Annotated in this window: 14 protein-coding genes; 1 reads left to right on the forward strand and 13 read right to left on the reverse strand. The window is 36.1% G+C overall.

Going from position 1 to position 12,523, the window contains the following annotated elements; genetic code table 11:
* Positions 1-13: 13 nt before the first annotated feature.
* Genes ASE92_RS15290 through ASE92_RS15300 form a run of 3 tightly spaced genes read right to left on the reverse strand, consistent with a single transcriptional unit; the run spans position 14 to position 3,256 of the window.
* Positions 14-1,156 (reverse strand): ABC transporter permease, encoded by a 1,143-nt coding sequence (locus tag ASE92_RS15290; protein ID WP_056850990.1) that lies wholly within the window; start codon positions 1,154-1,156, stop codon positions 14-16.
* The gene (locus tag ASE92_RS15295) at positions 1,156-2,292 is read right to left on the reverse strand and encodes a glycosyltransferase (protein ID WP_056850991.1); all 1,137 of its coding nucleotides are present in this window, start codon (positions 2,290-2,292) and stop codon (positions 1,156-1,158) included. The genes ASE92_RS15290 and ASE92_RS15295 overlap by 1 nt, the downstream gene beginning before the upstream one ends.
* The gene (locus tag ASE92_RS15300) at positions 2,270-3,256 is read right to left on the reverse strand and encodes a lysylphosphatidylglycerol synthase domain-containing protein (RefSeq protein ID WP_056850992.1); all 987 of its coding nucleotides are present in this window, start codon (positions 3,254-3,256) and stop codon (positions 2,270-2,272) included. Before ASE92_RS15300 ends, ASE92_RS15295 begins: the two co-directional genes overlap by 23 nt.
* Before the next feature lie 32 nt (positions 3,257-3,288).
* On the opposite strand from ASE92_RS15300, the gene ruvC reads away from it, so the two are divergent.
* The gene (gene ruvC, locus ASE92_RS15305) at positions 3,289-3,876 is read left to right on the forward strand and encodes a crossover junction endodeoxyribonuclease RuvC (protein ID WP_056851209.1); all 588 of its coding nucleotides are present in this window, start codon (positions 3,289-3,291) and stop codon (positions 3,874-3,876) included.
* Positions 3,877-4,123: 247 nt separating this feature from the next.
* Here the strand turns inward: ruvC and ASE92_RS15310 are convergent, their stop codons facing one another.
* The 10 genes from ASE92_RS15310 to atpE form a co-directional block, all read right to left on the reverse strand.
* On the reverse strand, positions 4,124-4,564 hold the full coding sequence (locus tag ASE92_RS15310) for a hypothetical protein (RefSeq protein WP_056850993.1): 441 nt from the start codon (positions 4,562-4,564) through the stop codon (positions 4,124-4,126).
* 219 nt (positions 4,565-4,783) lie between these two features.
* On the reverse strand, positions 4,784-5,668 hold the full coding sequence (locus tag ASE92_RS15315; protein ID WP_056850994.1) for a DUF4349 domain-containing protein: 885 nt from the start codon (positions 5,666-5,668) through the stop codon (positions 4,784-4,786).
* Between the two features lie 250 nt (positions 5,669-5,918).
* On the reverse strand, positions 5,919-6,137 hold the full coding sequence (locus ASE92_RS15320) for a hypothetical protein (protein WP_056850995.1): 219 nt from the start codon (positions 6,135-6,137) through the stop codon (positions 5,919-5,921).
* Positions 6,138-6,195: 58 nt separating this feature from the next.
* Entirely contained in the window at positions 6,196-6,969 is a 774-nt protein-coding gene (locus tag ASE92_RS15325) for a 5'-nucleotidase, lipoprotein e(P4) family (protein ID WP_056850996.1), read from the reverse strand.
* Positions 6,970-7,006: 37 nt separating this feature from the next.
* Positions 7,007-8,137 (reverse strand): ATP-binding protein, encoded by a 1,131-nt coding sequence (locus ASE92_RS15330; RefSeq protein ID WP_235527375.1) that lies wholly within the window; start codon positions 8,135-8,137, stop codon positions 7,007-7,009.
* A 187-nt stretch (positions 8,138-8,324) separates the two neighbouring features.
* Positions 8,325-9,218, reverse strand: a complete 894-nt coding sequence (gene atpG / locus ASE92_RS15335; RefSeq protein ID WP_056850998.1) for an ATP synthase F1 subunit gamma — start codon at positions 9,216-9,218, stop codon at positions 8,325-8,327.
* Positions 9,219-9,290: 72 nt separating this feature from the next.
* Positions 9,291-10,865, reverse strand: coding sequence for a F0F1 ATP synthase subunit alpha (gene atpA / locus ASE92_RS15340; protein ID WP_056850999.1), 1,575 nt, complete (start codon positions 10,863-10,865; stop codon positions 9,291-9,293).
* A gap of 214 nt (positions 10,866-11,079) precedes the next feature.
* Positions 11,080-11,619, reverse strand: coding sequence for an ATP synthase F1 subunit delta (gene atpH / locus ASE92_RS15345; RefSeq protein WP_056851000.1), 540 nt, complete (start codon positions 11,617-11,619; stop codon positions 11,080-11,082).
* A 93-nt stretch (positions 11,620-11,712) separates the two neighbouring features.
* Positions 11,713-12,207 carry a F0F1 ATP synthase subunit B gene (gene atpF / locus ASE92_RS15350; RefSeq protein WP_056851001.1) on the reverse strand — a complete coding sequence of 165 codons (495 nt, stop codon included), beginning with the start codon at positions 12,205-12,207 and terminating at the stop codon, positions 11,713-11,715.
* An 85-nt stretch (positions 12,208-12,292) separates the two neighbouring features.
* Positions 12,293-12,505 (reverse strand): ATP synthase F0 subunit C, encoded by a 213-nt coding sequence (gene atpE / locus ASE92_RS15355; RefSeq protein ID WP_029287406.1) that lies wholly within the window; start codon positions 12,503-12,505, stop codon positions 12,293-12,295.
* Positions 12,506-12,523 lie beyond the last annotated feature (18 nt).

Consider the following 12,523-nt stretch of genomic DNA (forward strand, 5'->3'; position numbering starts at 1 on the left):
TAAAATCAGGGTCTTAAACCGTAGTATTCTGTCCCTTTACATCAAAAGCATCCCGTAAGCCAATTGCTAAAACATTGAAAGCATAAACGGTGAGCATAATCGCCAAACCAGGTAAAACTGCCAAATAAGCAGCATCCATAATGATGTAGCCATAATGCTCTTTAATCATGCTTCCCCAGCTTGGCATGGGCGGTTGCGCACCGAAACCCAAGAAACTTAATCCAGTTTCTAACAAAATAGCCGATGCAAAATTAGAAGAGGCAACAACCAAAATTGGTCCCGCAATATTAGGTAAAATGTGTTTAATGATGGTTCTTGAGGTACTAAAGCCTAAAGCTCTTGCGGCCTCTACAAACTCCACTTCTTTTAAAGCCATTACTTGCCCACGCACCAAACGGGCCACATCTACCCAGGTAGATAAGCCAACGGCGATAAAAATTTGCCAGAAACCTTTTCCAAGTGCAAATGAAATAGCGATGACCAACAACAGCGATGGTAATGACCATACTACGTTCATAAACCAACTGATTGCAGCATCAGTTTTCCCACCAAAATAGCCTGCAATTGCGCCTAAGCTTACTCCAATAAATAGCGAAATTAAAACGGCCATTAAGCCCACAGAAAGGGAAACACGAATTCCAAGAATCATCCGGCTTAATAAATCACGACCATAGATATCTGTACCCAGCCAATACGTTTTTTCGTAAACATTATATTGTTCGAATAATGTAGCCGGTGTACCAAGCTTAGAATATGGCGTACACGTGGGACAAAGTTCTCTTAAATTATACTTTATTTCCGGAGCTTTCTCTTCGTCGCCGATGTATGGCGTTATAAAGACATCATTATCTTCAATGCGATAAGACACAATTGGAATACTTGTAATACTAGATTTTTGTCCATTTAACATTTTCCTGAAGAAACTAACCTCTTCGATATTTGGATTTTTATTGAGAATGATAAATTTAAAGGTACTTCCAGGCTTTTTCTTATTAAGGGGTAATATTTGCGTATTGGCGTCAGGTGTACTATCGGGCGTAATGATATAACCTAAAATACCCATCAATACCAAGAGTAAAATAAAAATGAGACCGCCAAAAGCGAGCTTATTTCTTTTAAATTTTAACCAGACTTTTTTAGATGGGCTATTATCCATTATTTAACCATTCTGCCTTTCCAATTGTACTTACCGCTATTTCCGGCAATACCAATGTAAACGATATAAAGTATATGCAAAACATTTAAAACTGGGATTAACACAAGTAGTCTCCGCTTATCTGCGAAGCCGGTCACATCCCATAAAAATAATGTTTCTAAAATCATTTTAACTATCAATTGGTAAATTGTTATCGTTAAAAAGCCGGGAATAAATAATCCTGTAATGAAGTTTGCTAAAATACTCAAATTGAATACCCAAACGAAAACACCTAAAACGATGATGGCTTTATTTTTATAACGTGTGCTTTTGGAAGCCCACCTTTTCCGTTGTTGGATAAATGATTTTAAGTTTTCCTTCGCATGTGTATAAACAATAGCTGATCTGTTTTTTAGAAATCCTATTTTATCTGGATACTTTGCAGCGATTTTATGCAACAAAAGTTCGTCATCGCCAGAGGCCAAATCATCGATTCCCTGAAAACCACCTACCTCATAAAATGTAACTTTCTCATAAGCCAAGTTGGCCCCGTTGCATGTAGATGGCTTTTTATTCCCAATTGTGGATGCACCTAAGCCAATTAGATATAGAAACTCTAAGGATTGTAACCGCTCAAAATAAGTTTTCTCTTCAAAATAAGATACAGGAGAAGAAATCATCTTATACCCCTTGTTCTGATAAAATTCTACTACCGAAGAGAGCCACTTTGTACCCATCACACAATCGGCATCTGTAGTGATAATTAAATCTCCACTGCAAGAGCCAATGGCTGTTTGAATCGCTTTTTTCTTATAGGAATTTAAAGCCTGATTCTCATTTAGCTTGATCAGTTTAACCCCACGATTGGCGTAAGAGGCAACAATTTCTGCGGTGCTATCTGTAGAATGATCATCGATAAAAATGATTTCCGTTAAATCCTTTGGATAATCCTGGGCGATTAATGCCTCTATTGTTCGTCCGATATTCAATTCCTCATCACGTGCAGCAACAATAACAGAAACTTTGGTAGAGGGAGTGATGATACTTTTTTTATATAAATTCAGGCTATACCAGCCTTTGATAAAAGTAAGTACGAGTAAACCATAAACGATGGTTAAAGCAGCAGATAGAAGACTAACTAGTTTTAGGATTTCCAAAAAAATTGAGTTTAAAGACGAAATATGTGCCTAAGATAGCAGGAATAATAATATTTATTAGCCAAATACTGGCCGTGCAGGCAATAACCGCAACGTGTTGATTGGTTACATGTTTAAATAATTCCACCGCGGTTACACTTCTGATGCCCACATCGAAGAGATCTAATGATGGCAATGCAGATTGAATCAGGAACAAAAGGCAAGTCATCATTACGATATCCAGATACTGTAAACCAGGGATTAGCCATACAAACAAAATGAAGTATTGAAAACTAAAAACCAGGTAGCGGGCCAAACAGAAAAGCATGATTTTAAAAAGTTCTTCTTTTCTATATCGACCTAGAATGCTGTAAAATTTTTTGTATTTACGGGTGAATTTAAAAGAAAGTAGGATACCATTAAGCCATTGAATATTGAAATAAAATATAATGAAAAATAAGCAGAAGGCCATTGCCAAAATCACGACTGCCAGAAAAACCAAATGATCGATCGGTACAAATCTATAGATAAAAAAGCACGCTGCTACAGCACCAAAAACATTGGTCAACACCAATTGACCAATGTTACCGACCGTCATGGCAACAATGCCCACTATTCTACGATTTGGGGAAAGAAAAAAGACTCTTCCTCCATATTCGCCTAACCGGTTTGGAGTAAATATGGCTAATGTTAAACCACAAAAAACAGATTCGATTGCCCGGTAGAAACTAATGCGTTCGATGTGACTCATTAATCTTTTCCACTTTGCGGCTTCCAGAAACCAGTTTAAAAACATGAGCAAAACCACGAAGCCGATAATACCGAAAATTTCTACTTGCGGAATATCTCTCAGAAGTGATGCAAAGTTCTCAAGATTTTTATTGGCAACAAGCTTATGATAAATGAACCAAAAAGCAAATACTACAATTGCAGCTTTAATTAATATTGATAATATATTTTTATTCTTGCCTGTCAAGATTTTCATTTTAGTTTGCAAATATGCTTAATATTGCTGTAATGTTGAATGAAAAAAAAGAACGGATAATTATGGGCATCGACCCCGGCACTGCGGTAATGGGTTATGGCGTAATTTTAGAGAAGGGAAATAAAACAGAATTGATTAGTTTAGGGGTAGTTAAGATGACACACCTTGATGACCCATTCTTAAAACTCCAACGCATTTTCGAAAAAACAGTGGTGCTTATTGATCAATACAAACCAGATGTTTTAGCGATTGAAGCACCCTTTTATGGAAAAAACATTCAGGTACTCTTAAAATTAGGAAGAGCGCAAGGCATTGCCATTGCTGCAGCACTTTCCAGAAATATTTCGGTTACAGAATACGCTCCCCGAAAAATCAAACAATCCATCACCGGGAATGGAAACGCAACCAAAGAGCAAGTGGCTGCGATGTTACAAAGGTTATTGAATTTTAAAGAAACGCCAGAGTTTTTAGATGCAACAGATGGTTTAGCAGTTGCTGTTTGTCACTCTTTTCAAAAAATCACCTCGACGGGCAAATCAAAAACGTATTCTGGCTGGGAATCTTTCGTGAGCGACAACAAAACGAAAGTAAAAGGGTTGGCGGTGAAAGTAAAAAAATAGTCGGCCGGTGAAACACCTACCGACTGATTAAACACCTTTTCGTCGTTGCGAGGCACGAAGCAATCTCATTTGTTCATGCGATTTATCTTATTGGTCGGTGTCCTCACCGACCAACTTAATTAAACATCGATCCATTCTGTCTTATCAGTTAGTACCTCCCCCATCCTCGGGAGAAAAAACTCTGCTAACATTTCGTGTCAATCTCATTCGAAAATAAAACACTTATCGCCTTATTATTACGTTCTGTTTAAATTGCTTTCGGAGGCGGACCGATGCTAATATCTTGTAAAACTGCAGCACTCTGATCCAACTTCTCTTGTAATATGACGGTATAAGTTGTAAGAATATCTACTGAAATTACCATAAAAATCAGACTATGTTTATCATCATCGTAACGAAGAAAAGTAGATGTAGGTTTTTGATCTTCGTGTATCAAAACATAATCAAAATTATCCTTAGCATAGTTGATAAACATGAGATAGTTTTGTTCATCCACGGTTTTATAATTAACCTGAACTATCGCATCATCTAATAAGCTGATCATCAAGGCCTCATTTCTTCCTTTATATATTTTAATAGGATCTTCGCTGCTTTGAGAGATAAATCCCAAGCGACACAGATAATCATCCACTTCTTCAAAATGATCAAAATCGTATAGATACCAGAGTGCTTGCGGTTTAATAAGCATAGAGTTCATTTGCTAAAATATAAATTTTAATGATTAAGTCACAGCGAGGTCGAAACTGATCTCCTTAAACTGAATTACATTTATCTTATTGGTCGGTGTCCTCACCGACCAACTCAATTAATACCGATACCTGCTGTCTTATCAGTTAGTACCACCCCCATCCTCGGGAGAAAAAATTCTGCTATCATTTCGTGTCAATCTCATTCGTAAAATGAAAGCCTATTGCCTATTCTCCATCATATTCCTGGTTGCCATTTCCATGGCCACCTTATTCTTTCTTACAAAATATCTAATGGTAAAAAATGCGACGACGCCAACAAGAACCAGCATCCATAAGTTAGCAAGAGCAAGGATAATCTCTTTAAAAATAGTCCAGCCGTTTACAATGTTTAACCACAAACGGTTACCAAATGCCGGCCGATAATCGTAGAGATTGTCATTTGCAACGATCATTGTTTTAACCGTATTATCCTGGTAGAAGTTCAGAGTAATGGTGCTAAACTTCACCTTGGCATCAATATTCAGATTATCTATTTTCCGATCGATAGATTCATCACTTAAATTCATAGAAGTTGTGATGTTAGCTGTTTTTTTGCTCGGTATTTTTCCAATTTGTTTAGAAGCACCTATCCTATTCTGACCTTTTAACTGATTAGCCAGATAATTTATACTTTGATCATCAAGTTTTAAAGAAGAACTATTTACAAAAACAGCCATTTTTGCAATCGCATTAGTAAACTCATCCAAGCCTTGTGCTGGTATCTTAGCTACCAAAATACCATCGGTTCGATAGGAAGTAATTTCCTTTGAGGAATCGGCTGTTAATTTAAATTTGTCGGTTTCTTGTATGGTACTATTAATAGAAAATTCGGCAACTGTTCCTCCTTCTGATCTAATAATCTGACTCAGCTTTTCTTTGGTATTTTGAACATCCTTCACACGGAAGCGCATGTCGGCAGTTTTAATAATTTTATCTGCAACTACCGTATCTGGTATTTGTATTTCTTTGGCTTCGGCATCACTATCCGTAACGTATCCTTCTTTTTTGCTATTGCAGCCAAAAATTGTTAAAATAATGGCAGCAGCAATGATATTCCTTTTCATGATTCTGGGGTTCTAATAAATTAATCATTTTAAATATTTGCTTCAAATGGCCATTAGAAGTTAGACGTTTCTGGTTAGGTTAAGTCGTCATATTTTCCCTTTATACTGAAAATAGAAATAGGTAACCCAATCTTAAAAACGTTTAAGTTTAGATGCAATAGGACGGATTTTTACATAAAAGGAAAGGATAGTAAATAAAAAAGCCGATGATATGGGTATATCATCGGCTCTGTATTTAGAGAGAAATATTTTATGCGTCTAAAATTTTGAATACTCCTTTAATGCTGATGATTGCACCGATAAAAAGGATAATCCATGAAACCAATGATAACACCCAAGAATCGAATGCAAAACGAGCATAAGTACCAACCATACAAATCAATACACCAAAAATCATTAATTTATATATTCCTGGCTGGTTAGCCGTTTTCATACTTTCTGTATTGTGCTTTAATTCGCTGTTCTCCATAATATTTATTTTTATGATGCAGCAAAAGTAATACTTATTGCTGAATAATTATAAATGTTTAGTAACTTTTTAATCGTTCTAAACGCTGGTTTGCTTTGTCTTTATCGTTTAGTTTTTCACCCGTGTACAATGGTTTTTCCCAATCGCCATACATGGGGTTTGGTAACACAATAAATTTGATCCCAAAAAGGTTTTGATTTGCATTTACCTGATCGAAAATATTCTTCTGTTCACGATAAAAAATATTAGAAAAATCGCTCAAATTATCGCCACAAAGCAAGAGCATATCATGAGTTTCAGCAACTTTTTGGCGTCGAGGTTCCTTATTTGACGTTCCTTTTGAAACCAATAAATGCGCAGCATCTGCATAAGGAAAACCAAAAGCCTGTAAATTTTTAAGCGTTGCGGCATAATCCTTTTCATCGCGATTGCTCAGATAAAAAGTCTCAATATTTTTTGAAGCTGCGAATTTTAAAAAAGCCAACGCACCAGGTACGGTATCAGCTTTAACTAAGCCTGTCCACGCAGTCCAGTCTGCTGGATTATAACTCAGTCCTTTCTTAATTTCGTGTCCTTGAAATGGAGAATTATCCAAAACGGTTTCATCTATATCTACAATAACGCAATTCGGTTTCTTACTCGTATCTGCCCACATTGCTTCTTTTAGTGACAAACGAGCGAAGTTATAAGCCTGAAAACATAACGCCCTATATTCGCCACTGGTTTGCTGCCAAAGTACGGCATTAGTGTAATCTCTGGCTGGGTTTTGAGCTTGTGCAAAAGAGAAAATTGGAACAATGCCTAGCATCCAAATTAACATGTATTTTTTCATAGGTTTTCTTATTTAATCGAAGGTAAGATTTGCAAGTTTAATCATTCAAAAAACTTGCCTTTTCTGCTTTCGATATCAACAAAGTTTCAGCATCAGGATAAGCTTGCGTAAAAGTTACCGGAAACTTATTCTTTCCTTTTTCATTCCATTTAAATTCAACTGCCAACAACTTATTATTTGTTTTTTCAATATAATCTATCTCCTGTTGTTGAGTGGTTCTCCAAAAAAATACATTAGCCTCTATTTGATTCTGGTGTAAATATTTCATTCTTTCCGCAATCATATAATTTTCAAATAATGCACCCACATCATTTCGGTTTGTTAATGCATTAAAATTTCTGGTGATGGCATTAACAATACCGGTATCATAAAAATAGATTTTCTTATTTTTCTTTATCTCATTCCTCACATTTCCAGAAAATGCAGACAAGGTAAATACCACAAAAGATTTCTCTAATAAACTAATGTATTTGTCAACTGTTTTTTGGTCGGCTTTTACCAATTGTGCCAGTTCGGAAAAATTAACTTCGCTTCCAATCTGTAAAGCCAAAGCCTTAACAATTTTTTCGAACAATAGAGGCTTCTTCACTTCTTCCAAAGCAAATAAATCCTTATACAAATAACTATCTGCTAACAGTTTTAGATGTTCTTCTGCATTTATAGCATCACTTATTACTTCGGGATAAGAACCATAAAGCAATCTCTGCTCTAAGGAACGTTCTTCTGTTAAAAAATCGGTATGGTTAACCAACTCTCCATAAGAAAATGGCAAAAGCATCATCTCATATTTTCTACCAGTTAAAGGTTCATTAATTTTACCAGAAAGTTCAAAAGCTGATGAGCCAGTTGCGATAACTTGAACTTGCTTGAATCTATCAACAATAATCTTTATCAGCAGACCAACATCCGCTATTCGTTGAGCTTCATCTATAAATAACACTTCATAATCTCCAAGTAATTGAGCAATTTGAATAGCATTTGGTTTAGCTAAATTTTCTCTTACATCAGCGTCATCGCCATTAAGATATAAAGTCTTTTTATTAACCTTGGCCAATAACTGCTCTACAAAAGTTGTTTTACCCGTTTGTCTTGGTCCGAAGACTATAAATGCTTTGCCTTTAAAAAGTCTGGCTAATGCATAATCTAACTGTTTCCTTATTATCATCATAATTTCGTCACATACAAAAGTATAATAATTTTGGAATACAATCCATAATTATCATAATAATTTTGGAATACAATCCATAATTATTATAATAATTTTGGATTTTGCAGATATATGCCATTAAAAAAAGCCCATTACAATTAAGAAATGGGCTTTTAATATTTTAATGGCTCAAGACCAGAGACTAAACTTATCCGTTCAATGCTGCTGCACCACTTACAATCTCCGTTAACTCAGTTGTAATCGCTGCCTGACGAGCTTGGTTATAAGAAAGTTTCAAGGCCTTCAACAACTCGCCAGCATTTTCAGTGGCTTTATCCATTGATGTCATACGAGCACCATGTTCAGATGCGTGAGAATCTAACACCGCTTTGTATAACTGAATTTTAATAGACTTAGGGATTAATTGCTCTACAATTTCTTCCTGAGAAGGCTCTAAAATATAATCTACATTTGCTGCCTTTTTCTCTTCTTTAGTTTCTGCAACTGCTTCTACTTTTGGAAGAGGCAATAATTGTTCAGTAGTAATAAACTGTACGGCTGCGTTTCTAAAACGATTATAAACTACTTCCACTTTATCAAACTCGCCCTTTAAAAAGCCAGCCATAATCGCATCTGTAATCTTAGTTACGTTTTCAAAAGTTAAAGCAGAATATACTTCATTATTGTTGCCGATAACATTGTATTTACGTTTTTCGTAAAAATCCTGAGTTTTCTTACCTATAGAAATAATGCTTACGTTACCGTTTTTAAACTGTTCGCTATATTTCTCAGCAATTAAATTATTGGCCGCTTTAATTACGTTCATGTTAAAAGCACCAGCCAAACCACGGTTTGATGATACCGTCACAATTAAAACCTTATTAGGTTCACGCTCTTGGATAAAAGGTGATGAAGAACCTTCCAAACTTGCGGAAAGATTTCCTAAAATCTCTTTCAGTTTAGTTGCATAAGGACGTAAAGCGATAATTGCATTTGTAGCACGTTTCAACTTAGCCGCCGAAACCATTTTCATAGCTTTGGTGATTTGCTGTGTTGATTGTACCGATGCAATCCGGTTTCTTACTTCTTTTAAATTAGCCATTCTTTAATAAGTGTAAAGTAAAAAGTTAAAAGTGTAAAGTTTGAACTTTCTACTTTTAACTTTAGACTCTATTTAGTATTTACTTGAAATCTCTTTTGCTACTGTATCTAAAACGCCAGTAATGGTATCATCAAATTTACCAGCTTTTAAAGCCGCTAATGTTTCTGGATGACGCATTTCTAATTGAGTTAAATATTCAGTTTCAAATTCTTTAACCTTGTTAACAGGAACGCTACGCATTAAATTTTTAGTACCTGCATAAACAATTGCAACTTGTTTCTCTACCGTAAATGGAGAAAACTGCGCTTGTTTTAACATCTCCACGTTACGCGCACCTTTATCTAACACTGATTTCGTCGCAGCATCTAAGTCAGAACCGAATTTGGAGAAAGCCTCCAATTCGCGGTATTGAGCCTGATCTAACTTTAAAGTACCTGCTACTTTTTTCATCGATTTAATTTGAGCATTACCACCCACACGTGATACCGAAATACCTACGTTAATAGCCGGACGAATACCAGAGTTGAACAAGTTCGACTCTAAGAAAATCTGACCATCAGTAATCGAAATTACGTTGGTTGGAATATAGGCAGAAACGTCACCTGCTTGAGTTTCGATAATTGGTAAAGCTGTTAATGAACCACCACCTTTAACGATATGTCTAATCGATTCTGGTAAATCATTCATGTCTTTAGCGATATCATCATTCGCGTTAATTTTCGCAGCTCTTTCTAACAAACGACTGTGTAAGTAGAAGACGTCACCTGGATAAGCCTCACGGCCCGGTGGACGACGAAGTAATAATGACACCTCACGGTAAGCAACTGCCTGTTTAGACAAATCATCATAAACAATTAAAGCTGGTCTACCTGTATCACGGAAAAACTCACCAATTGCAGCACCAGCGAACGGAGCATAAAACTGCATTGGAGCAGGATCAGCAGCCGAAGCAGCAACAACGACTGTATATGGTAAAGCGCCATTTTCTTCAAGTGTACGTACAATGTTAGCAACGGTAGAGTTTTTCTGACCTATAGCTACATAAATACAAAACACAGGCTGGCCTGCTTCATAAAATTCTTTTTGGTTAATAATAGTATCAATACAAACAGCCGTTTTACCAATCTGACGATCGCCGATAACCAACTCACGTTGACCACGACCAATTGGAATCATTGCATCAATTGCTTTAATACCCGTTTGTAAAGGCTCATTAACCGGCTGACGATAAATTACACCCGGTGCTTTACGCTCTAAAGGCATCTCGTAAGTTTCACCTAAGATTGGGCCTTTACCATCTAAAGGCTCACCCAAAGTGTTCACTACGCGACCAAGCATACCTTCACCAACTTTAATAGAGGCAATTTTTTTGGTACGTTTAATGGTATCGCCTTCTTTAATCTCGTCAGATGCACCCAAAAGTACCACACCAACGTTATCTTCTTCAAGGTTTAATACAATGCCTTGCAGGCCGTTTGCAAATTCAACCAACTCACCCGATTGAACTTTAGTTAAACCGTAAACACGGGCAATACCGTCGCCCACTTGCAACACGGTACCAACTTCTTCCAGTTCGGTTTCTGATTTGAAGCCCGCCAATTGCTGTCTGATAATTGCCGAAACTTCGTCTGGTCTTACCTCTACCATAGTTTTAATTATATCTTTTTGTAAATGTAAATCTTGTAGTTCTTTTGTTATTCTAGTCCCTCTTTCAGCTTAACTTTTGTCCTTCAACTACGCTCAGGATGACAAAAATACCGCTGTCAGTCGGGTTTATATATTATTGCGCTGTAGTTCCTTTGTTATTTCAGTATCCCTCAAAGTTTAACAAAGTCAATCTTAATACGAGATACTCATATTTCTAAGCAGCAAATTCTTTTTTAAGTTTGCTTAAACTACTTGCAATACTTGCATCAAATTGCCTATCACCCACTTTTAAAATAAACCCACCAATTAGCTTCTCATTAATTTTTTCTTTAACGATAACTTCATTAGCACCTAACTCTCTTTTTACAATGGCGATAATCTCCTGCTTAGCAGTTGCGCTTAAAGCAGTTGCTGTAGTTACATCAGCAGTTACAATACCTTTAATTTTATTATACTGTTGAATAAATTGTTTTGCAGTAGCAAATAAAATAGCCGAACGGCCTTTGTTAACAACAATTTTAAAAAAAGTAAGGGTCAACTTACCAAGCTTGTCAGCAAAAATTCCATTCAATATGCCAATTTTTTTATCTAAAGGCACAATTGGGTTCTTCAATATCGCTTCTAGTTCAGGAGTTTCATCAACTACTTTTTCAAATAAAACCATATCATTATAAGATTCAGCCAGGCCGTTATTTTCAACAGCTAAGTCGATTAATGATTTGGCATACCTGCCTGCTACTTTAATTTCTGACATATTTTTAGGTGTGAGATATGAGAGGTGAGATGAAAGATGTGAGAATCAATCTCAAATCTAATGTCTAATGTCTCAAATCTATTTTCTCAAAACTTAATTTAATTCAACGTCTTTTAACAAATTAGCTACTAAAGCTTCTTGTTTTGTTTTATCATCCAACTGGTTACGCAAAACACGTTCAGCAATTTCTAATGATAAAGTAGAAACCTGATCTTTCACTTCAGCCAAAGCCACTTTCTTTTGGTTTTCAATCTCGATTTTTGCTTTCTCGATTAATTTAGAACCTTCTATTTGTGCTTGTTTTTTAGCCTCGTTTAAGATACTATCTTTTAGCGTTTTGGCTTCTTTCAAAATCTCATCGCGTTCAGCACGTGCTTGTTGCATCAAATCTTGATTTTGAGCAGTTAAACGAGCCATTTCTTGCTTAGCTAACTCCGCTTTATTTAAAGCCTCATCAATACTTTGCTCACGCTCATGAATAGCTCCTAAAATTGGCTTCCATGCAAGTTTTCTAAGTAATAGTAATAGGAAAATAAAAGCTAATGCTGTCCAGAAAACCAATCCAATACTTGGGGTAACTAATTCCATTTTTTATATTTTTTTATTGACTTTTTCGTTAAAATCGGGAAAACAACCAATCGTTGAATTCCCGATTAATAATTCTAAATTGCTATTAAACGCCTAAGCCTAATAATGCAACTACCACACCGAATAATGCAGCACCCTCAATAAGGGCGGCAGCAATAATCATTGCAGTTTGAATTTTTGATGCAGCCTCAGGCTGACGAGCAATACCTTCCATTGCCTTACCACCTACATGACCGATACCGATACCGGCACCAATTACTGCTAAACCGGCACCAATTGCCGCGATTGAACCTACCATAACTAATTTAATTATATA

This window comes from Pedobacter sp. Leaf41 (assembly GCF_001422545.1).
In the GTDB taxonomy this organism is placed as follows: domain Bacteria; phylum Bacteroidota; class Bacteroidia; order Sphingobacteriales; family Sphingobacteriaceae; genus Pedobacter.